Here is a 21,026-nt window from a genome sequence, read left to right on the forward strand (position 1 = left end):
CGGACATGGCTGCCAGCATGTCCGCCGAGGCCGGGATCGGGATGGTGCGTCGCCGCCAGTACGGCGCCAGCAGCACCAGGTGCCCGATCCAGAGGGAAGCTGCGTGCCAGCCGCCGGCCCCGTTCGTGCCGGCCCAGGCCAGCCAGGCTAGGGCGGCGAAGGTGACCAGCGCGGCGTGCCGGCGGTGTTTGCGGCGCATCCGCCGGGTCTTGGACCGCTCGTACTGCCACCACCAGACGATCGCGGCGACCGGTGCGGCGATTGCCACGCTCATCGCGCCGGGCTGCCCGCCGTGGTGGGCGACCGCGGCGCCGGCCCACAGCAGCATGGTCACCGGCCACGGGGCGGTGTGCCCGGCCAGCGGCATCGCCGCGAACGCGCGCTGGGATTCACGAAAGCCGACGCTGCGCGAGACCTGCTCACCGGCGGCCGGGGCGTCGCTCTTGCGCGTCGTCGTGATCGTGTCGCTCATCGCCATCTCCTGCACTGGTGGGACGAAGTCGCTGGACAGGGTCCGGCGGCTACCGCGGCGCAGGTGCGGGAGAAGTCCCGCACCTGCCCCACGGAGGGCCGTCGGATCAGCGAGCGCGGTAGAAATCGGTGTCGGCGACCTCGGCGGTGTTGTTCACGGCCTGCTCCATCTGGCCGTGGTAGGTGTCGACGTGGTCGACGCCGTCGGTGCAGAGGCGGGCCAGGACCTGGCCCTGCTGCTGGATGCGCGACAGGATGCCGAGGGTGCCCTCGTCGATGTTCTTGCCGGCCAGGGTGGCGTGAGCGGTCTGGACCTTGGCGAGCAGGTCACCGACGACGTGCTCGCTCAGCTCGTTCAGGAAAGCCCGGACGGCGTTGATGTTGCTGGTCTCGGCAGGGGCGTTGGTGCTCACAGCGGTGTCTCCTTGCTCCGGGCCGGGCTGGCCCGAATCGGTGTTCTGCGGCGTGGGACGGTCGTCCTGGCCGGTGGTGCTGGGGACGGCGTCCCCGGACGGTGCGTCCTCGGGGCGGACCAGCCGCAGCGGCGGACGGTCGGCCTCGGCGGGCGCACCGGGCTCAGTAGCCCTCGCAGGCACGGGCTGCGGCTCGGCGGAGGGCGCCGGTGCCGGCGGGGGAGAACCGGCGGCCGGGGCGGCCGGCCGTGGCGTGGTCGAGCTCGCGGCGGCAGGCCGCTCACCGGCCGGGGCCGGCTGAGAGGGGGCTGGCTGCGGCGCGGGCGAGGCGGCCGGGCTCGGGAAAGCCGCCGGCTTCCGGTCGTCGGGGAGCTTGCACCGCCTGCAGTTGCCGTCATCGCCGATCACGCCGTGGGAACAGCGGTTACAGGTGACGCTGGTCTTCATGTCGACCACCGAGGAATCGGCAGCCGGGGTGGTGGCCAGGTCCGGGGCGTCTCCGACCCTCGACCCCTGCGGGGCGGGCGGCGGCCCGACGACCTGTGTGCCGGGACCGGTTTCACCGTCGTGCGTCTGCTGCTCGTGCTGCGCGGCCCCGTCGATCGCCTCCTGCTCGGTGGCCAGGTCGAAGCCCTTGCCCGGGCAGTTCGGGCGCTGGCAGTTCCACGCCCACAGGCCCCGGCTGCTGGGGTCGACGCGATAGCCGCCACCACCGTGGATCACCGGCTCGGCGTCCTGGTCGTCCCACCAGTCGCCGTCGTCCGCACTGCGGCGCGGACGACGGCGGGAGCCGGTGGTGTCGAGTTCGGGCGCCTCGTCGACGCGGCCGGTGCCGTCGGCCGGTCCCTGGGGGTCGTCGCCGCGGCGGGCGGCCTCGGCCCGCTCGCGGCGGTCGTCGCGGGCCTGCTGCAGGGCGTCGGAGATCCAGTCGCCGACGTAGTCGCGCATCCGGTAGCGCGCCGGAGCAGCAGCACCGGCAGCACGGGCGGCGTCGATCTCGGCCATCCGCAGCCGCGCCCCGGGCGGCAGCTCGCCGCGGGCCGCCGAGATGATCCCGGTGGCCGCGTTCTGGATCAGGTACGACAGGAACCCGATCACGAACATCACTTCGAGCATCGCGGTCAGCCCCCGATGCCGAGCTGGGACCAGGGCACCATCACGAACGCCATCGGCGCGAGCAGGGCCAGCCACGGCGTCGAGCGCTTGAGGCCGGCGCCGCCCTTCTTACCGCCGATGTGGCCGCCCTTGCCGGAGCCGATCCCGGAGCCGCCACCGCCGCGGCGGGGGTCGACCTGCAGGACGAACACCAGGATCAGCACGGCGGGCAGCACCCACGGCAGCGCCGAGCACACGCCCCGGATGACCGAGGCCCAGTCGGAGCCGCTGCCGACCATCGACACCAGGGTGTCCGACAGCCACCGCGCCGCAGTGGTCAGCCAGTGGTCGGCGAACCGGGCCAGGACGATCGCCAGGGCGGTGCCGGCGATGAACGTGCAGATGGCCTGGGCCCGCTTGGCGTTCGGGCGCATCCGCATCAGGGTCAGCGCGATGGCGAAGAAGAGGGTGGCGGTGGAGATGCTCACAGCGGGGATCACGGTTTGCTTCCTCCCTTTCAGAGGACGAGCCAGAGGATCAGGACGATGAACAGGCCGCAGGCCATCCGGCCGGGCCGCTGCACGAGCAGCGCGAGCGTGTAGAGCAGCAGGCAGACCGGGATCGACACGACCGTGTGGTAGACCCGCCCGGCGGCGCGGATGAAGCCGCGGTTGTCGCGGCACCAGGCGCCGTCGCGGGCGTAGCGGACCAGTCCGGCCGGCGACGCCGGCGACTCCGACCAGAGCGACGCGACGTCACCGACAGCGACCGCCCACACCCTCTTGCCAACCGCACCCGCAGGCCCTACCCTCGCGTGCGCATACGCGCGCAGGCGCACGGTGGAGTCGTCACTGGCCGGTTCCGTGGTCTCGCGGTTCCGCACTGCGGGTGCGGGTGCGGTATCACCCTCAGTCACCACCGGGTGCGGGCCGTGGCGGCGCGGGCCTCCTCCCGGTATGCCTGCTCGACGGCCTCCAGCAGCGTCGCCACGACGCTCGCCGCGATCGACTCGGCCGCCGGGGCCGGCAGGTGCGGCAGCGCCGCCCGCAGGTGATCCGCCGCGGCCGCGATCCGCTGACTCGGCGTGGACGCCGCGCCCATCCGCTGCGCCATCCGCGCGCGCCGGCGCTGCTGCCGCGCTTCGTACTGCCGCGGCGTCTGTTCCGGCCTGCTGCTGCGATGCCCCGCCACGACGGGCCTCCTCCTGCTCGACGACGGACCCTTCGATGACCGCACCCCGGTTGACCTGGGAAGGTGCGGGTGCGGGTGCGGTTGTGCGCGGCCGGGGCGAGGGCCGGGAACCCGCCGGCCGCGCCCCTGTGCTGGCCGGGCCGGCCGCCGCGGGATTCACCGCGGCGGTGCCACGGGCCGCGCCCGCCGGCGGGCGGTCCCACGGACCCGCCCCGCTGGTGGCCGGCGTACCGGTGTTTTGGTCAGGACGCATGGCGGGCTCCTCCGTTCTCGGCCGCCCAGTCGCGGGCGTACCGGCGGAACACTCCGGTCGGGTCACCGTCACGCCCGGCCGCGCGGGCCAGATCGGTACCGGTCGGCGTGCGCCCCGCCGCGATCTCGGCGTCCCAGAACGTGCGGGCGGCGGCTTTGGCGGTACCGGGCTGCGGGGCGGCGGTACCGGCCCGGCCGGTACGGGCGGTCAGCGCGGGACGGCGGGTACCGGCGGCCGGTACCGCCCGGCGGCGACGGGTACCGGTACCAGCGGTACCAGCGGTACCGGTACCCGCGGTGGCCGGTACCGGCGTCTTCACCGGTACCGCGACCGCGCCCGGGACCGTCAGCATCTGCGGTACCGGCGGAACCTGCGGTACCGGCGGGCGGCCCAGGTCGAGGGTGTCCAGGCTCGGCGCTCCGGCCCACGGCTTGGCCGCGGTGACGTAGGCGTCGATCAGGCCGATCAGGAACGCGGTACCGGCACAGCCGAGCGGGCCGACCGTGTGCGGCAGCGCGGTGACAAGCCCGGTGGCCAGACCGGCCAGCGACAGACCTCCGATCCAGCCGCCGGCGACGTTGAGCACCAGCGACATGCCCAGCGCGCCCCACTCGACCGCGGTCGCCTTGTTGTCGGTGTCGCCGCCGGAGGACCGCAGCACCGCCCGCACCACGATGATCAGCGCGACGATGGTGATCAGGGCGGGCTCCACGCCCCAGGCCGCCCACCACATCGGCGAGCGGTCCTCCAAGCCCAGCAGCCGGACCACGCCGGCCTGCACGCCGGTGGTCGACCAGGCGGCGAAGGCCAGCAGCACCGGCATCAGCACGACCAGGGTGACCGTGCGGACCCGGGCCAGCCGCAAAGCGCGCATCTCCGCCGACCCCAGGATCGTCGCCCGGATCTTGGCCCGTGCGCCCTCCCGCGTCGCCCTCCGGTACAGCGCGGCCAGCCGGGCCTCCTCAGCCGCGTCGCGGCGCTGCTGCTTGCGGGCCTGCCGGGACGCCGTGCGCCACTGCTGCACCTGGGCCAGGTCCACCTCGTGGGTGGCCGCGCCCAGCTGCCGCGACACCTCGTCGTGCCGGCCCACCTGCACGACCGCCCGGTCCGCGTGCAGCCGCGCGAACAGCAGCTGCGCGGCGTCCTCGATGTCGGCGTCGACGACCGCAGCGCGGCGGCGCAGCCGCGCCCACCACCGCGGCCGCGGCGCCCGCACCGGCTCCACGTCCGTCTCGTCCAGGACGTCGGCCGGCTCGGGCTCGTCGACCGGCTCGTCCTGCTCGTCGAGCTCCACCGGGGCCGGCACCAGCTGCAGGGCGGTGCCCGGCATCTCGTCGACCGGGACCGGGTCCGCCGCGGCGGTGGCCAGGACGTCGTCGACCTGATCGAGCAACGTGTCGAGTTCGCGCTGAATGCTCACCGCCGCACCTCCGCCTGTCCGGTCAGCTCCTGGGTCAGCTCGTGCGGGCAGAGGTCACCGAACCGCTCGGCGGCGATCGCCGCGGCCAGCTCCTTCTCCGCGCAGCTGAGATGGCAGGGCTTGCGGCGTTCGTCGCGCATGACCGTCGGCCCGTCCCCGTGCCGGCACTCCCGCTTGTCCTGCGCGGCGAAGTGGCTCGGGTCGCCCCAGGCCAGCTTCACCCCGTAGACGCGGGCCAGGACCTCACCGGCCGGGATGTCCGCCCTGTTCACCGGTCACCCCCGTCGGTGCGGCCGGTCCACCACCGCCAGGCCAGCAGCGCGCCAGCCCCGATCAGCAGCAGGCCGAAGACGATCAGGCTCAGCCCGAGCAGCAGGGCCTCCGGCACCGCGTCGGCGTGCGAGCGCATCGCCCGCCCGGCCGCGTACCCACCGCCGAGCACGACCCCGGACAGCACCACCAGCGGCGCGGCCCGGTCCAGGCGCAGCCCGCCGATCTCGACCGGCTCGGTGTCCGGCTCGTCGCGCTCGATGAAGTGCCCGTCGACCAGCACCGCCGACGCGGCGGTGATCCAGCGCCCGTTACGGCCGAACCGGTCCCACCACGCCCCACAGGACGGGCAGATCCAGCCGTTCTGCTCCGGCAACAGCCCGGCACGCAGGTCCATCGAGCACCACGGCCCGTCCTCCAGCTGCAAGTCCTTGGGCACCCGGTACGCGTCCCGCCACGCCGAGCTGGCGGGCACGATCTCGATCGTCATCGCGTCCCTCCCGCCGTCTGGCAGCGGGCGCACGCGATGACCGCCGCACGCGGCACCACGATCGGCGCCCCCGCCGCCCAGGCGTCCAACCCGTCCGGCGTCGCCTGCGCAGTCCGCAGCACATGCCGGGCGTTGAGGTACTCGGCCAACTCCTGCTCCAGTCGCAGCGCCCGAGCCTCGGCCAGCTCGGCCGGGCAGCCCGTCGCGCACACGAAGGAGACCAGCGTCGACAGGCGACGCCCGACAGACGGGCCGGGCCTCGCGGTCAGCAGACCGGCAAGGACGTTCAGCAGGTCGGCGTCCGACGGAACCGCCGGGGTCACAGCGAACAGCTGCAGCGGGTTCTTCGGCAGCACGGTCGTCATCACGATCACCGCCCCGCCCGAACCAGAAGCAGCGCCTGCTCGTCCGGAACCCGGTTCGGGTGCGCGTCACGCAGCCGCAGCCCCGGCCGGTTCTCGTCAGCGGTCAGCAGCGGCCCCGAACCGAAATCGACGACGACGTCCCCGCCGGCGGCCTTGGCCCGGTACAGCGCGGCGTCCACACTGCGCAGCACGTCACCCAGCTCGTCACCGGGCCGCACCTGCAACAGACCCACGCTCGCCGACACGGTGACCCACACCCCGCCGTCGACCGAGATCGGCCGCGCGATCGCCGCCCGAATCGCCGGGCCCTGCGCGTGCTGGGCCATCCACATCGGCGCGTCACTGATCACCACGAACTCGTCACCGCCGAGGCGGCCCACAACGTCGAGGTCCGCCGGCCCGTTGACCAGCCGGTGCGCGACCTCCGCCAGCACGATGTCACCCGCGGGATGCCCGTAGGCGTCGTTGACCGGCTTGAACCCGTCCAGATCGAGCAGGAACAACGCGAACGCCGCGTCACCGCCCAGCCGCCGGCTCAACTCGGCCTCGATCGCGGGCCGGTTCGCCAGCCCCGTCAACGAGTCCCGGCTCGCCAGCACCCGCTGCTGCGCCAGATCCCGGCGCGTAGCGGTCAGCTTGCGCTGCAACCGCCGGTTACCCGTCACCGCCAGACCCGCCAAACCCGCAGCGAACAGGGCCGTAGCAGCCGAAACAGCAGTAGAGGGCCTCATGCCGCCACCCCCTCCATGCGGAGCAGGCCGGTCAGCTGCTGCCTGGCCCGGCCCAGGATGTGCCGGACGTTCTGCTCCCCGCAGCCGAGCGACTCCGCAGTCTGCTCACTGGTGCGTTCGAGCAGCAGCCGGTGCACCACCACCGAACGCTGCCGCGGAGTCAGCCCCTGGATCGCGGTGAGCAGACGACGCCACTGATCCCGCTGGACCGCCGCGTCCTCCGCGCTGGTCTTGTCGACCACACCGAAGTCCCGATCCGGCAGCAGATCCACCGGCCGTGCGTCAGCCGCCCGGTAATGATCCGAGACCACATGCCGCGCGATCGTGGTGAACCAGCCACCGAGATCGTCACCGCAGACCTGCAACCGGGGCAGCGCGGTCACCGCCTTGACGAACGTGTCCGCCGTCAGGTCCTCGGCCAGATGAGCGTCACGAACGCGGCGCCCCACGAAGGCCAGGACCCGCGGCTGGTACCGGCGGTAGAGAACAGCGAATGCGTCCTGGTCACCGGCCCGAAACCGATCGACCAACGCATGTACCTCAGACAGCGGTTTCTCGTACTGAGTAGGGGAGGGAACCGAGCGGTGGTTGGGGATGACCCGCGGCTGAGCTGCCGCTACAGTCACAGATGACATCGGGACTCCTTGGAGGGTGGACCGGTTGTCATAGCCGCGGCGGGTGCGATCCGCCGCGGCTTTCTCGTTCGGAACGAAGCCGTAGCGGGTGCGATCCGCTGCGGTTTTCGTGAATGGTTTTGACAAGCCGAAGGTGCGATCCGCGGCCTGATCAACAGCCCCGGATTCGGTGGGTGCGATCCACCGGTGCCCGGGGTGTGTCCTGAGAGATTGAGTTGGTCTTTGGGCGGCGATAGGAGCATTTCCGGTCGCCGCTCGATGTGCTAGAACAACCTACGTGGCTCACCGTAGCCGATGTGATAGCACATCGTCAACGAAAGGCTAACCAGGTAAAACGCGGGGGAGGCAGGGCTTCAGCCCTGCCTCCCCCGCGTTTTACTCCCCCGTGTCGCAGTCTTCTACATCTCGTACTCGTACGTCTGCCAGCGTCCAGCAACCGACGTGTACTCGCCGAACTCCACGACCTCTCCGGCCTCGTCGCGAAACCAGTTTCGCGCGATCAGGACCGGCGACGACTCCGCGATTCGAAGATCCTCAGCGGTGTCGGCACTGGCTGCCGCTGCGGTCACCTGGTCCGAGCCCGTCTGGATTCGACGACCTGTCTGCTGCTCGATGTAGCCGGGTGTTCCTAGCCTGATCCGTTCGGGTATCAGAAGGTTCGGTGCAACATCGGCCAGTGCTCCGTCGAACCAGGATGTCGATGCTGATACCGCGACATCCCCGTCCTTCTGTCGGCGGTATGTCACTCGGCGTCGTTTGATTACCGGTGCGCCAGCGTCCAGGTTGAGTGCTTCCGCTACGTGATCGGGTGCCGGCTGCAGTCCAGCCTCCTTGATCACTGCATACTCACTTGTCGGATAAATCCGGCCATGCTTGCGGATGGATGCCATCCGATCACGCGCCGAGCTGATCGTCTTGAGGGAGACGACCGCCCCGGCGGCTCGATTGGTGATGCTGACGAGTCCTTCCGCGACCAGAGTGCTGATCACCTTCGCGGCCGTAGCGTGCGCCACGTGCCAGTGTTCTGTTAGATCGCGTACGGAGGGCAGGCGGTCGCCATCCCTGAGCTCACCGCTAGCAATCTGATCGCGGTAGTGCTGCGCGATCTGCTGGTAACGCGGCTGGCGGTCGTTGTTCGGCGACACCCTTGATCCTCCTCGTGGTTCCATGTTCTATAACATCACGGGTGACTAACCGACAAAGCGATAGGGTGCGGGAGCCGCGCATGAACCTGATCCACTCCGGCAAGGTCCGAGACGTGTACGAGGACGGCGGCGACATTTTGCTCGTCGCGTCAGACCGCGTTTCCGTCTATGACGTGATCCTGCCGACGCCGATCCCTGACAAAGGCAAGATCCTCACACAGCTGTCGCTGTGGTGGTTCGAGCAACTCGCCGACATCGTCCCCAACCATGTTGTCTCCGCTACCGACGTCCCTAGCGAGTGGGCCGGCCGGGCCGTGCGCTGCAGGCGGCTTGAGATGGCACAGGTCGAGTGCATCGCCCGGGGCTATCTTGCTGGCCTCGGTTTGAAGGAGTACCAGCGTGACCAGGCCGTCTCCGGGGTGTCGTTGCCGACTGGGCTCGTCGAAGGGTCGAAGCTTCCGGAACCGATCTTTACCCCTACGACGAAGGCTCAGGTCGGGCACGACGAGTTCATGACTTACGAGGAGGTGGTGGCACAGTATGACCCTGGCGTGGCCGACGAGCTCCGCCGGATCACTCTGGAGGTGTACTCCCGGGGCGAGCAGATCGCCCGGGAGAAGGGGGTGATCATCTTTGACACGAAGTTGGAGCTGGGCTGGACCCGCGACGGCAAGTTGGTCCTCGGCGACGAGGTGTTCACCCCTGACTCCAGCCGTTTTGTGGCGGTTGAGGACTGGAAGCCCGGCGAAGAGCAGCGATACATGGACAAACAGTTTGTGCGGAACTGGTCCTCTGGCCTTGCCGACTGGGACCGCACCCCACCAGGCCCGGCGATTCCAGACGATGTCGTCGACGCCACTCGAGCCCGCTACGTAGAGGCGTACGAGCGGATCACCGGAAAGGCCTGGGTATGACTTTCGATACCAGCGATGAGGCGCTACGCGCAGAACGCGACCGTGATGATGTGTCCTATGTGGCGCTGCTGACTCGCCCACACGAGGCTTACAACCCGCATCATCTGGTCCGCGACGTGATGGCCCTCCTTATGGAGAAGGGCCTGCATCCTGACTTGCCAGCTGGCAGCGTTCCACGCCGAGCTCTTGCCGAGGTTGCTGCGACTGACCTGCTCCGGTCGTTCGGCATCCTTCCAGCTGGCGGCGTTGACGTCATCGACCGCCGCAATGCGCCTGACCCGCATGAGCGTTAAGGCCTTCCTCTTGAGAAGACCTGGATGTGCATAGGTCGATTTCGGCCTGGTGCGCGCGGCGCGGCGCGTCCGATTGCGACCCCGTTGGGCCTATCATCCAGCCGACGCACTCTGACCTTGAGCAGGGAGATCACTAAGACCAACAGCTAACTCCATACAAAAACAAAGCCCTCAACCCCCGTCGTTGGCAGCGAGTTCGGGGTCAAGGGCTTCACCAAGCTGGAGGCAAGCATAGCACCCGCCTACCGGTTGGGTGCTTTGTTGTCTCCGGACACGTTTGAGGCGTGTCCGGCTGATGGCCTACGTACCCAGTCGGATCTTTGTTATGGGCGGAGCCGGTCGACCGGTTTCGCGGCCGCAGTGGGGGTCAGGGCTGACCTGACCCTTGTCGCGGAGTCGTCCCTGCCCGTTGTCGGCGGGGTATTCGTGCGTGGTTTCGCATGCTGGGTGCGGTCTGGGACCGTGCCTGTGACCTGCGGTTCTGTACGCGCCGACGATGCCGTTGCGCTTGGTGCCGGTGTGGCCGGTGATGTGTGGTGAGCGCGGGCGTGCCGGTGCTGGCGGCCGCGACGGTGACGGCGCCGGATGGTCAGGCACGATGGGCGTTTCCGTACGTCGAGCGAGTGCCGTACCCGACCGGGGTGCAGGTGTCGTGCGCGGTGTGCGTGCGCGCCGGTGTGTTGTTGCCGCGCCAGGGGCTGCCGTTCCGGTTCGCCGACGATCCGACGCCGTTGTGTGTGCCGTGCTGGCGCAGTGAGGAGTTCCGGCGCCGGCGGGCAGCGGATGAGGCGCTGCTGGCGGAGTTCTGGGACGGGATTGGCGGGGTCGGGGTTGACCAGGAGTCCGGGGACCTTGTCCTGGCCGACGAGGTGCCGGTGTGCGCGGTGTGCGGGGCGGGAGAGCCGTCGCCGGCGTGCTGGCTGTGCGGGTTCGCGTGGCTGCGGGAGGCGGAGGCGGCGTTCGTGGCGGAGCAGGCCGCGGCGGCCGCCGCGGTCGAGCTCGAGTTCGGCCGGATCGCTGCGGTGGCGGGGGCGCAGCAGCGCGTCGACGAGCTCGCCGGGTGGGTGCAGCGTTTGCAGCGGATCATCGGCGGGTTCGAGAGCCAGGGCCGGTGGGGTCGTGCGGTGGAGCTGTTGATGGCGGCTCTGGCCCGGGATGCCGCGGCGCGGGTGTCGGCGTTGGGCCGGCCGTCGGTGGCGCCGTTGGTGGCGGCGGTGATGGCGGCTGACAGTGACGTGCGGTCGGGGCGGCGCAGCATGGCAGGCCGGGACCGCACGGCGGAGCTGGTCGGCTGCAGCACCCGGGCGGTGTCGTATGCGTGGCGGCACTGGGAGGGCCTGGGGTGGGCGACGCGCACGGAGCAGGGCCGGCGGCTGACGCTGCAGGAGCGGTGTGAGCTGGGCCGGGGCAACAACAGGGCGGTGTGGGACCTGGCGCCGGCGTACCGGGAGGACCCGGCGGCGATCATCGGGTTCCTGCCGCAGGCCCTCGGCGCGCTCGGTGACCTCCTCGATCGGGCCCTGACCCTGCTACAGGCGGCGTACGCCGACCTCGACGAGGCGCGGGCGCAGGCGGATGGCTGGACGGATTTCCCGGAGCGGGTGCAGCGGGCGCAGTTGCGGGCCGCGGCCGGCCGGGCGCTGGACGCCACCGGGCTGCTGCAGGCGACAGCACTGGGGCTGACTATTTGCACCCCCCACCCGGTGTCTTCAGGTAGGAGTTCTTCTTCCTGTTTGATCTGGGGTTTAGCTAACTCCGGACCAGTCATGATCCACTCCGCAGAATGCGGCTGTCAGGAGCCGCCCTTCGGGCGGAGCAGGGTCGGCGCTTCGCGCTCATCGACTACGGGCGGGCCCGAAAATCTTTCGGAGTCCGGACAAAAGGGTCCATCTGGATCACATCGTGTAAGCCATCATAGGACGCTTGAGGGGCAGAATGCCAGGTCACGCAAACGCCGTGCTCCGGAATGGGCCGGGTGGGCCTACGACCTGGCCCGGGACCTGATCGGCCGATGGACATGGCTGCAGGACCAGCGGCTGCCCCGGGTCGCGGCGACGCTGGGCGCTAAACTCGGCCCGCACTGGGACGCCGACCGGCTCGTACGCCACGTCGAGCGCACCCAGACCCGGCCGGTCCTGACTCGCCCGGACAAACCCCTCGCCTACCTGGCCTGGCTCCTGGACGTCGTGTTCACCGGCAACACCGAACCACCGGAGACCGCCCGGGCCCACGTCCAACACCGTCACCAGGCCGTCATGGACCAGGCCGCGGCCGCCACCGCGGCCCACGAACAGCTGCGCGAACAGTTCGGCCTGCAGGCCGCCGCCGCGGCCGCCGAACGCTCCGGCCCCCGCACAGGCCGGACCGCCGCCTTCGCCGCGGCAGCTGCCGCCCGTGGCCACCGGCCCGCCACCACCACCGCGGCGCCGGCGCCGGCCGAGCCCGCGGCGTGGTCGACGCCCGCCGAACAGCCCGCCGCACCCGGGTCCGGCTGGCTCCCCGGCACCGACCGGTAACCCGGCCCCCGCCGGACCGTCGAAAAGATCCAAATTCCATCAGCGCGTAGCCACCAACGATCGATCCTTGCGCCTTACCTAAGTACCAATCGACATCCGTTCGTCGCGTACAGGCGCTTTCAGATGGCTTAGAGAAGCCAAAATTTCGAGCGGCGCAACTTAAAATTCACCAACATCAAAAAGAATTAGTTTTGCAAAACTCAAAACTATTTTGAGTTTTGCAAAACAAAAATATGCAGATCATGTTAGGATACTGGCATGTCTGAGACTGTGGAGCGGCCGGGTGAGGCCCGGGAGCGGCGGTGCGGGTACAGCGTGTGCAGGCGTGTTCTGCCTGGCGGCGGGTCTGGGCGGCCGGCGGAGTACTGCCGGGACCGCACATGGGAGCCCGGCGGCAAGACGTGCAAGCAGATGGCCACCCAGGAGCGGGCCGCCGCCGCGGCGGCGGGGCTGGACGCGCCGCTGCTGACGCTGCGGACCCTGGCCGGTCAGGTCGCCGGCCCGGTCGACGCGCTGGCCGCCCGGCTCGCCGAGGTCCAGACGGCCCTCGCGGCCGTGGATGCCGGCGGGGTCGCCCGGATGCAGGAGGCCGAGCAGACGATGCTCGCCGCGATCGCCCGGGCCGAGCAGGCCGAGACGGCCCGCACCGAGGCGGACCGCGCCGCGGAACAGGCCGAGCGGGACCGCACGGCCGCCAACGTCGCCAAGTCCGAGGCGCTCGGCCGGGCCCGCGACGCCGAGACCGCCGCCCAGCGCGCCCAGGCACAGGCCGCGGCCGAGGTCGCCGACGCCCGCAAGGACCAGGGCCGCGCCGAAGCGGCCGCCGACGCTGCCCGGGCCGCCCGGGACAAGGAGGTCGAGCGGCGGGCCCGAATCGAGGAGCAGCTCGACGACCTGCGTGGCCAACTGCGCGAGGCCCGCGAGACCGGCCGGCAGCAGACCACCGACCTGCGCACCGCGAACGCCGAGGTCCGCAAGCAGACCCAACGCGCAGCCGGCCTGGAGACCGAGCTGGCCACCACTACCGGACACCTGCAGACGGTCACCGCTGCCCGCGACGAAGCCACCTTTCAGCTGACCGCCGTACGCGCCGAGCTGACCGACACCGCAGCCGAGCGCACCCGGCTCGCCGATGAACTCGCCGGTGTCCGTGCCGAACTGACCGCAGAGAAGGCCCGGGCCGCCACCGCCGAGAAGGACCTGGCCACCACGACCGGCCAGCTGCAGACCGTCACTGCCGCCCGCGACGAGGCCATCAGCCAGCTCGCCACCGTCCGCGCCCACCTCGCCGGCGAGAAGGAACGCGCCGCGGCCGCGGCCGCCGACGCCGAGCGGCTACGCACAGACCTCGACGCCCTGCGCGGCCAGCTACGCGAAGCCGAACGCGATCGCGACCGGCAAGCCGTCGAACTCGAGCACGCCGCCCGCCGGCTCACCGAGGCCCAGACCGAGCTGACCGAACTCACCGGCGCCCGCAACGACGCCCTGCACGAGCGCGACACCCAGCAGCGCCGCGCCGACCGGGCCGAGGCACGCGTCGAGGCGATCAGCGCCGAACACGGCCGCCAGAACCCTGGGCGGTAAGTGACTGTCTCTCTCTGCACGCCCGCACCGCCACGATCCGCCAACTGGTCGAACTCACCGAACTACGAGCCGCCCTCGACACCGCCCGCACCAGCCGCCGCCGCAGAAGCCACCGCCAACGCCGAACGCGCCGAAGCAACCCTCGGCGCGCAACGAGTCCCACGCCGAGGCCCTCACCGGGACCTCGCTCCCGGTGGCCTGACCGGGGCAAGGTACCTGCGCGAGTTGAGGCGTGAGTTGTTCGCCGCGCGGCGGGCCGATCAACATGATCGGCCGCAATCTCTACCGGCGACCGCAGCCAACTTCACCGGAGGGCTACCGGTGTGGACCGTTGACGCGGTCCGGCTGTGTGCGGGGCCGCGGTTGCCCCGGGTGGCTACAGCGGTTCACTGTGCGGGTTTACGGCTCGTGAGCCAGGGTGAACTGCTTTACGGTTCGGGATCACGCTGCCGGGCAGCCCGAGTAACTGCGGCAAGGGCGGGCCAGCGATGCCGTGCAGCCTGTCGGCTATGAAGGCCGGCTGCTAGTGCAATCTCGGTATATCCGGCACCGGCCGCCGCTGCATCGACAGCATTGCTTGTGAGTTGGTGGTTGACCTCGATCTGTAAAGTCCGGGTCGCGGCGAGGACGGCAAGTCTGACCTCGCGTTCGTTTAGCTGGCGGCCGTCGGGGTGGGACTCGCCAACTACTTCGCGGGCGAATGCGATCGTGAGGTCGAGAATGTCCGCCCTTAGCCGAGCGCGTTGCTCGTCGGTTGGTTCCGGCAGGGACAGCATCGGCGAGGGCCTCGCTCCTTCTGGTTGACAAGAAAACTTGTCGTAAGCGGCGAAGAGTTTCCGGTTCGACAAGCCCACTTGTCAACTGAGGTGGCGGCCTCCTGGTCAACAGGGGGGACCTGGGTTCGTCTCTGTGGAAGTGGGCGGGTTGTGTCCTATTGGCCGAGAGCACACGAGTCGCTCGATTAACCGCGGTTAATCGCAGCCCCGGTTGAGCGACAGACGCATGACCATCCCTGGCTTTGCAGGTCCCTACCTCTACGATGAGCCGCATCCGAAGTACCGGGACAAGCCCGGGAAGCAAACGGAACGGAGTGCCCGATGGTCAAGATTCATGGCCTTGTCAACCAGAAAGGCGGCGTAGGTAAAACGACCCTCGCGGTCAACCTCGCCGCCGTCACCCACTCAGTCCTGGTCGGATCAAACAGCCCCCTCCACACTGAAACGCAGGGACCCAGCCCGGTCCTTGTCGTCTCTACTGACCCTCAAGCGTCGTCCGTATGGTGGTCGGGCCGGGTCGAAGAGCGTGGCGGGTTGCCGTTCGACTTCGCTCAGATCAGCGAGCCCGGCCAGTTGAGACAGCTTCGCTCCCTGGAGTACGCCCACATTTTCGTCGACACCCCCGGGTCGCTTGACGACGAAAAGATCCTGCGCGACGCCTTGGAACAGTGCGACGACGTGGTCGTGCCGATGGAGCCCGAACCGCTGTGCTTTATTCCCACCGAGAACACGATCAAGAATGTCCTCGTCCCGATGGGAATCCACTACACGGTCGTGGTCAACAACTGGGACCCGCGGGATGGCCTCCCGGATCTGAAGGAGACGGCCGAGTTCATCTCGGCCAACGGATGGCCGATGGCCGACACAGTGGTCCGGCGATACAAGTTGCATACCCGTGCCTCTGCTGAAGGCATCGTCGTAACCCAGTATCCCAAGAACCGCACCGCGGCTGAGGCACGAGAGGACTTCTTCCGCCTCGCACTCGAGCTCGGATACGGCGGTGTTCCCGGTCAGCGCGCGGGTTCCGTCCACCCGGTGGAGGCGTGATGGCTGGCAAAAGGGTAAGTCTGGGATCCTTGGCTGGATCTCCTGCTCCGCAGGAGATGCGTATCCCCCAGATCGCAGACGGCCCGTCCAAGGCTGTTCCGGTGGATCACGTCGCGGCGAATCCCCTGAACCCTCGGATGATCGACCCCGATTCTTCTGCGGTCCAGAAGATTCGTGACTCCATCGCGGAGATCGGGCAGATCCAGCCAACGACAGTTGTCACACGGCGGGCCTTTCTAGCTATCCATCCCGAGCATGAGTCTGAGATCGCCGACGCCGAGTTCGTCCAGGTCGTCGGCGGCCAGCGCCGGACTGCCGTGGCACAGTTGGAGCAGCTACTCAAGATCACGATTGATGATGAGCTTGCAGCGACTCGCTCTCGCTTCCTGGCCGCCACTCTGGCCGAGAATCTGGACCGGCAGAACCTCAACCCAGTCGAAGAGGCCCATGGCGTCCAGAGCATGGTTGCCGAGTGCGGTAGCGGAAAGGCAGCGGCGGAACAGCTCAGTAAAACGGCAGCATGGGTGAGTCAGCGACTGAACCTACTCAAGCTTATCCCGGAGGTGCAGGCGGCACTCGTTGAGGACGACGAGATGCGGTTACCGTTGCGAGTCGTCCGGGACTGGCACACCCTCGACAGTGCTGGTCAACTAGCGGCACTCACGGAGTGGGGCCGTCAATTAACCGCGGTTAATCGTCCGGAGCGGCCTGAGCCGGCCACTTCGGTTCCGAAGCAACGCCTCTCACGGGTCGTGGCAGCCATACGTCGGTTAGGGGCCACGCCAGCCGAGATCGGCGCAACGCTTCGTGCAGAACTCTCACTAGAAGACAGACGAGCGATCGCTGACGAACTCCTGCGGGACGCGGCTTCTGTAGAGCAGTAGTGCTAACAGAGTGGGGTGTTCAGAACACGTTCTGAACACCCCACTCTGTGCAAGATGCTGGGTTGTGGTGAATCTGCTGTGGAGCCGCCAGGAACGGTCCACCACTTCACGTCGGCGAATTCGAGACCGCGTAGCTCGTTGACCCGGCGAACAACCGCTGCTCGACCTGCTCGGCCGGCGGCGGGAACCGCAACCCGGCCCCTCCCCGCGTTGCGGGGCCAGGCTCATCCGTCGATCAGGCACTCGACCACCCAGCCGGTCAGCTCGTGAATCTCGACCTTGTGCCGCAACTCCAGGAACAGGAAGTACGTCCTGAGCGCCTGCACCCGCCCCCACCCGGGGTTCCCTTCGCCGCATCACGCAGCACCTTGCCGAAGTACGCATCCAGCGTCGGTCGGCTCCATCTCCCACAACGGACACCCGAACCAGGTACGCACCTGGTAATCGGGGTCCCGCAGCGCCCATTTCAAGCTGTGCAATCTCGGCACGTCGTGGCGCTTCCCGGGGAGGAGTTGATCGTCGTTCCGGGGGACGTCAACATGCTGCGTGAGAGCGATCCTGAGCGGGCCCAGCAGGAACGGCTGACGGTACGTAAGCAGTTCCAGTCGCTGACGGCTAAGGGGTACCGGATCGCCGGCATGGAGCCGGGCCCGCAGTACGTCATACTCCCCTGCCACGCCACCCGCGGAGTCGAGGTATGAGGATCGTCGAGATTGATCTGCACGACACACCGCAGCAACTGGTGCCGGGCATTGAGGGCTGCCTGGTCCAGCGAAATCGGAACGTCGGCACCGTCACCCAGCGGGTCTACCGGCTCCGCGAGCGCATCCGCCACGACCAGAGCGACGTCAGCGTGTTCGGCCGGGACGGTGCCGCATGAGGGGTGCGGGCATGGGCGGCGGCCTGGTCGCCAGCGGCGCCATCGTGTCCGCCCTGGCGATCACCGGCGCACCATGGTGGGCGATCGCGGCCGTGGCCAGTGTGCTGACAACTGCCGGAGCCGTCGTCGCGCTGACCCAGATCTTCATCCCCCAGGAGTCTCCGGACCGGCTGGCATGGTGGCGGGACCGCCGTGCCCATCAGGAACGCCGCCGTCGCACTATGCCTGCGCGCAGTGGGCGGCGCGCACCGGATGCCGACAACGGCTCCCGCAGGGCTACCCGGGCCGGGAACTTGTGAAGCGGCGTCGGCCCGGCGCGAACGCGCCAGTCCCGCTCCTGACATCCGCCGCGGACTCCATGGCACCCGGTGCGCTGTACGCCGGGAAGAGGGCTTGGGGAGCAGGCCGGGCAGCAGCTTCCAGCCCGGATGAGCGGAAGGCCTTCGTCGACGAGCTGCCTCGCGAGGAGCCCTCGGAGCCCGGGGTTGCTGCTGTTTCCTAACCGCGGTTAGGAAACAGCAGCAACGGCCTGACGCGGACCCCCTTCCGCAGGAGTGCCCGTGGTGGTGCCGTGGGCCCCAGACGACGCCGAGTTCGTCGTGGTGTACGGCGGTCACCAGTAGCCAATCCCGGTTGGGCCGGTGGTAGACGCTAGCGCCGACCGCCGTCCGGGCGGTCTACTCCGCGATCCTGCAAACGACGTGGAGTAACTAGCTCGAACGATCGGGCCGCAGGGTTGTGATCATTTACCATTCCGTGGTCGTCCCAGCTTTTGCTCGCTTCCTGGTGTCACGAGTTGGTTCTGGTACGCGACGACGACCGCCTGGGTGCGGTCGTGTACCTCCAGCCGCATGATGATCCTGCAGACGTGGGTCTTCACAGTCGCCATGGCGAGGTGTAGTTGGGCGGCGATTTCCTCGTTTGTCATGCCGTAGGCCATCAGGGTCAGGATTTCCCGTTCGCGGGGCGTGAGCCGGTCCAGGATGCCGGCCACCGGGCCGGTCGGGGCGGGGCGGGTGGCGATGCTGGCGATCACCCCGCGGGTGATGCCTGGGGCGAGGTAGCCGTTGCCTTTGGCCACGCATTCGATCGCGGTGGTCAGTTCGGCGGGTGCGGCGTCCTTGAGTACGAATCCGGACGCCCCGGCGCGTAGGGCTGCGTAGACGTGTTCGTCGTCCCCGAGCCCGGTCAGCACCAGTACCTTTGCGGTGTAGTCCGGGTTCGGGGTGAAGTCGTCTGCGGTCAGCTGCCGGGTCGCCTCGATGCCGCCGTCGTTGCCGGGAGGCATGTTCAGGTCCATGAGGACGACGTCCGGTGTCAGCTCGCGGGTCAGCATGACGGCCTCGTCACCGCTGCTGGCCTCGCCCACTACGTCGAGCTCGGGGTGAACGGAGAGCATCAGGGACAATCCGCTGCGGACCAGTACCTGATCGTCGGCGAGCAGCAGGGTGATCGGCATCAGCTCATGATCCTCTCCGGGGTGGGCGCGTCAGGCGAGAAATCGGAGAGGGGGACGGTCGTCGGGAGAACGGCCTGAACGACGAAGCCGGCGGGGTCCGGGCCGGTGTGCAGGGTGCCGCCGACGGTATGGACGCGTTCGCGTAGCCCGAGCAGCCCGTGCCCGGTGGATAGTGGCGTGCTGCCGGACCGGCGTTTGCCCCGCGGAGGCGCGTCGTTGTGCACGGTGACGGTGAGCTGTTCGGGAGCCCAGTTCAGGGTGACCTGGACCGTGGCTTTGGGCCCGGCGTGTTTGAGGGCGTTGGTGAGTGCCTCCTGCACGAGGCGGTAGGCGGCGAGGCTCACGCTCGGATCCAGTTGCCCGGGCGTTCCCTGTACCTGTTTGTCGACGCTCAGGCCGGTGGCGCGGGCGTTGGCGAGTAGCGTGTCGACGCCGTCCAGGCCGGGCTGGTCGGTGGTCGTCACATCGTGGTCGGCGGACGCGGACCGGAGCAGGCCGAGGAGCCGGCGTAGTTCGTTCATGGACTGCCGGCCGACGTCCTGCACGGTTTCCAGGGCGGCTTCAGCGCGTGCTGGATTGCTGGTGAGCACAGCTCGTGCGCCGGCGACTTGAAGGACCATGACACTCACCGCGTGGGCGACGATGTCGTGCAGTTCGCGGGCGATACGTAACCGTTCGGCGCGCACGGCGGCGGCGCTCGCCGCGGCCCGTTCGGCGGCCCGTTGTTCGGCGAGTTCGTCGGCGAGTCGGCTGCGGTCACCCAGCAGCCATGCTGTTCCGCTGATGAGCATGAAGAGGAAGACGGAGGTGAGCTGCCATGAACCGGTGCCCTCGCCGCGCACGAAGATCATGTAGGGCGGCAGGCACGCCATCCATGCTGATACCGACTGAAGCTTGGATCGGTGGTGGGCCAGTGCGTTGAGTGCCACCAACATTCCGATTACGGGTGTGTAGGCGGTGACGGCGAACTGGATTCCGCATGCGGTTGCCCACAGTAGTTGGACGAGGAATACCGGTAGGGGGAAACGTCTCCGGAGCATCAAGGTGGCGAGGGTGGCGATGCTGCCGACCGGGACTACCCACGGCGGTGCGGTCCCGCCGTTGCGCAGACCATTGGTGCCTCTCCAGATCAGTAGGTCGATGGCCACGGAGGCGGCCACCACTAGGAACCCGGTAAGCGTTTCCCGCCTGCGGACCCAGCTCGGGGCGTTCATCGCACGTATCCCAGCGGCTCGGTGGCGAGGTCTCCTTGGATGGCGGCCTTGGCGGTGAGGCCTTCCGGCCCGGGCTGCCAGATGGTGCCGTCGTCTGGGTCAGGTTCGGGTGGGGAAGGGGGGAGATGGGGCGGGAGGCCACCGTCGCGGTTGGCGGCGTTGTCCTTGTCGGGGACGAGGACATCTGTAGAGCGGGCCAGGTCGACTGCTGACAGGTAGGTCACAGTGGCTACTGCCTGCGACTGGTTCTGGACCAGCACCGTGACGGCGGTCGGACCGTCGCCTAGTTCTGCCGGTCCTGCCTGTGTCGGTTGTGTGACCGCTACCAGCCCGATGACGATGTCGCCCCGTATGGCGAGCTCGGAGTTGAGTTTTCCTGGCGCGGGGTACCAGATGGGGCCTTTGCCGGGAACGGGAATGGGCGGGGAGGGAGGGAGAGAGGGCGGAATACCCCCTCCGGGCATGGCGACGTCGTCGTGATCGGGGTCGAGGACGGTTGTTGTGCTGACCCGGTCGTCCGGTGGACGGTAGGCCGCGGAGGCTACTGCCCATTTCTGGTCTTGGACCACCGCGATGGCGGTGGGGTCGTCGTCCGGCGGTGCCGCCTGTGCTTGCTGCGCGCTAGTCAGGAGAGTCAGGGCGCAGACCCCCGCCGATCCGAGCACGGTCAGTGAAATATTCCTGATGATGCTTTTGTCTGTCATGAACTTATAGTCGGTTTTCTTAAGGTTCGCCGCGACCAGCTTCAGCGTTAAATCCGAGAGGCTCTTATACATCTGCGGCGTTAGTCCCAGGGCGGTAGCCGCCTCACCTGGGAGGCCCCCACCCCACCCGCCCAGGAACCACGGGCAAGTTACAGCGCCGGCCCGACGCGGTCCCCACCGTATGGAAAGGACGATTACGGCGATCAGTCGACCGCAATGAACAGAGGAGTGCGCGAGATGCCCACGGACGAATCCGACGAGACGCCGGCATCCTCG

At 69.0% G+C, this 21,026-nt stretch carries 24 protein-coding genes; 9 read left to right on the top strand and 15 right to left on the bottom strand.

Going from position 1 to position 21,026, the window contains the following annotated elements; all coding sequences use genetic code 11:
* The 12 genes from ACFO0C_RS17645 to ACFO0C_RS17700 all read right to left on the bottom strand — a co-directional run.
* The coding region (locus ACFO0C_RS17645; RefSeq protein WP_378067740.1) for a hypothetical protein at positions 1-472 on the bottom strand (472 nt) is incomplete at its 3' end.
* Positions 473-578: 106 nt separating this feature from the next.
* Positions 579-2,000 (bottom strand): hypothetical protein, encoded by a 1,422-nt coding sequence (locus ACFO0C_RS17650; protein ID WP_378067741.1) that lies wholly within the window; start codon positions 1,998-2,000, stop codon positions 579-581.
* Positions 2,001-2,005: 5 nt separating this feature from the next.
* Positions 2,006-2,479, bottom strand: coding sequence for a hypothetical protein (locus ACFO0C_RS17655; protein ID WP_378067742.1), 474 nt, complete (start codon positions 2,477-2,479; stop codon positions 2,006-2,008).
* Positions 2,480-2,496: 17 nt separating this feature from the next.
* Positions 2,497-2,757 carry a hypothetical protein gene (locus ACFO0C_RS17660; protein WP_378067743.1) on the bottom strand — a complete coding sequence of 87 codons (261 nt, stop codon included), beginning with the start codon at positions 2,755-2,757 and terminating at the stop codon, positions 2,497-2,499.
* Between the two features lie 134 nt (positions 2,758-2,891).
* Entirely contained in the window at positions 2,892-3,170 is a 279-nt protein-coding gene (locus ACFO0C_RS17665) for a hypothetical protein (protein ID WP_378067744.1), read from the bottom strand.
* Positions 3,171-3,412: 242 nt separating this feature from the next.
* Positions 3,413-4,843 (bottom strand): hypothetical protein, encoded by a 1,431-nt coding sequence (locus ACFO0C_RS17670; protein WP_378067745.1) that lies wholly within the window; start codon positions 4,841-4,843, stop codon positions 3,413-3,415.
* The gene (locus ACFO0C_RS17675; protein WP_378067746.1) at positions 4,840-5,115 is read right to left on the bottom strand and encodes a hypothetical protein; all 276 of its coding nucleotides are present in this window, start codon (positions 5,113-5,115) and stop codon (positions 4,840-4,842) included. Before ACFO0C_RS17675 ends, ACFO0C_RS17670 begins: the two co-directional genes overlap by 4 nt.
* Positions 5,112-5,603: a hypothetical protein gene (locus tag ACFO0C_RS17680; RefSeq protein WP_378067747.1), complete on the bottom strand. Its 492-nt coding sequence runs from the start codon at positions 5,601-5,603 to the stop codon at positions 5,112-5,114. Before ACFO0C_RS17680 ends, ACFO0C_RS17675 begins: the two co-directional genes overlap by 4 nt.
* Positions 5,600-5,968 carry a hypothetical protein gene (locus tag ACFO0C_RS17685; RefSeq protein ID WP_378067748.1) on the bottom strand — a complete coding sequence of 123 codons (369 nt, stop codon included), beginning with the start codon at positions 5,966-5,968 and terminating at the stop codon, positions 5,600-5,602. The genes ACFO0C_RS17680 and ACFO0C_RS17685 overlap by 4 nt, the downstream gene beginning before the upstream one ends.
* 5 nt (positions 5,969-5,973) lie before the next feature.
* A complete protein-coding gene (locus ACFO0C_RS17690) occupies positions 5,974-6,633 on the bottom strand; it encodes a GGDEF domain-containing protein (RefSeq protein ID WP_378067749.1) in 660 nt (219 codons plus the stop codon).
* 62 nt (positions 6,634-6,695) lie between these two features.
* The gene (locus ACFO0C_RS17695; RefSeq protein WP_378067750.1) at positions 6,696-7,229 is read right to left on the bottom strand and encodes an RNA polymerase sigma factor; all 534 of its coding nucleotides are present in this window, start codon (positions 7,227-7,229) and stop codon (positions 6,696-6,698) included.
* 503 nt (positions 7,230-7,732) lie between these two features.
* Positions 7,733-8,479 (bottom strand): GntR family transcriptional regulator, encoded by a 747-nt coding sequence (locus ACFO0C_RS17700; RefSeq protein WP_378067751.1) that lies wholly within the window; start codon positions 8,477-8,479, stop codon positions 7,733-7,735.
* Between the two features lie 65 nt (positions 8,480-8,544).
* Here ACFO0C_RS17700 and ACFO0C_RS17705 point away from each other — a divergent pair, with 65 nt between their 5' ends.
* The 9 genes from ACFO0C_RS17705 to ACFO0C_RS17745 all read left to right on the top strand — a co-directional run bounded on the left by ACFO0C_RS17705 (position 8,545) and on the right by ACFO0C_RS17745 (position 17,672).
* Complete coding sequence (locus tag ACFO0C_RS17705) at positions 8,545-9,393, top strand: phosphoribosylaminoimidazolesuccinocarboxamide synthase (protein WP_378067783.1); 849 nt, start codon at positions 8,545-8,547, stop codon at positions 9,391-9,393.
* The gene (locus ACFO0C_RS17710; protein ID WP_378067752.1) at positions 9,390-9,686 is read left to right on the top strand and encodes a hypothetical protein; all 297 of its coding nucleotides are present in this window, start codon (positions 9,390-9,392) and stop codon (positions 9,684-9,686) included. Before ACFO0C_RS17705 ends, ACFO0C_RS17710 begins: the two co-directional genes overlap by 4 nt.
* 536 nt (positions 9,687-10,222) lie before the next feature.
* A complete protein-coding gene (locus ACFO0C_RS17715; RefSeq protein WP_378067753.1) occupies positions 10,223-12,202 on the top strand; it encodes a hypothetical protein in 1,980 nt (659 codons plus the stop codon).
* Between the two features lie 258 nt (positions 12,203-12,460).
* Complete coding sequence (locus ACFO0C_RS17720) at positions 12,461-13,786, top strand: hypothetical protein (protein WP_378067754.1); 1,326 nt, start codon at positions 12,461-12,463, stop codon at positions 13,784-13,786.
* A 1,097-nt stretch (positions 13,787-14,883) separates the two neighbouring features.
* Positions 14,884-15,609 carry a ParA family protein gene (locus ACFO0C_RS17725; RefSeq protein WP_378067755.1) on the top strand — a complete coding sequence of 242 codons (726 nt, stop codon included), beginning with the start codon at positions 14,884-14,886 and terminating at the stop codon, positions 15,607-15,609.
* Positions 15,610-15,710: 101 nt separating this feature from the next.
* The gene (locus ACFO0C_RS17730; protein ID WP_378067756.1) at positions 15,711-16,493 is read left to right on the top strand and encodes a ParB/RepB/Spo0J family partition protein; all 783 of its coding nucleotides are present in this window, start codon (positions 15,711-15,713) and stop codon (positions 16,491-16,493) included.
* A 491-nt stretch (positions 16,494-16,984) separates the two neighbouring features.
* Positions 16,985-17,194 carry a hypothetical protein gene (locus ACFO0C_RS17735; RefSeq protein WP_378067757.1) on the top strand — a complete coding sequence of 70 codons (210 nt, stop codon included), beginning with the start codon at positions 16,985-16,987 and terminating at the stop codon, positions 17,192-17,194.
* On the top strand, positions 17,191-17,373 hold the full coding sequence (locus tag ACFO0C_RS17740) for a hypothetical protein (protein WP_378067758.1): 183 nt from the start codon (positions 17,191-17,193) through the stop codon (positions 17,371-17,373). The genes ACFO0C_RS17735 and ACFO0C_RS17740 overlap by 4 nt, the downstream gene beginning before the upstream one ends.
* The gene (locus tag ACFO0C_RS17745) at positions 17,370-17,672 is read left to right on the top strand and encodes a hypothetical protein (protein WP_378067759.1); all 303 of its coding nucleotides are present in this window, start codon (positions 17,370-17,372) and stop codon (positions 17,670-17,672) included. Before ACFO0C_RS17740 ends, ACFO0C_RS17745 begins: the two co-directional genes overlap by 4 nt.
* A 443-nt stretch (positions 17,673-18,115) precedes the next feature.
* On the opposite strand, the gene ACFO0C_RS17750 is transcribed toward ACFO0C_RS17745, so the two are convergent.
* The 3 genes from ACFO0C_RS17750 to ACFO0C_RS17760 form a co-directional block, all read right to left on the bottom strand.
* Positions 18,116-18,832: a response regulator gene (locus tag ACFO0C_RS17750; RefSeq protein ID WP_378067760.1), complete on the bottom strand. Its 717-nt coding sequence runs from the start codon at positions 18,830-18,832 to the stop codon at positions 18,116-18,118.
* Positions 18,832-19,704 (bottom strand): sensor histidine kinase, encoded by an 873-nt coding sequence (locus tag ACFO0C_RS17755; RefSeq protein ID WP_378067761.1) that lies wholly within the window; start codon positions 19,702-19,704, stop codon positions 18,832-18,834. Before ACFO0C_RS17755 ends, ACFO0C_RS17750 begins: the two co-directional genes overlap by 1 nt.
* A 338-nt stretch (positions 19,705-20,042) precedes the next feature.
* Positions 20,043-20,822: a hypothetical protein gene (locus ACFO0C_RS17760; protein WP_378067762.1), complete on the bottom strand. Its 780-nt coding sequence runs from the start codon at positions 20,820-20,822 to the stop codon at positions 20,043-20,045.
* Positions 20,823-21,026: the final 204 nt, after the last annotated feature.

It is taken from the genome of Actinoplanes subglobosus (assembly GCF_042650585.1).
GTDB classification, from domain to species: Bacteria; Actinomycetota; Actinomycetes; order Mycobacteriales; family Micromonosporaceae; genus Actinoplanes; species Actinoplanes subglobosus.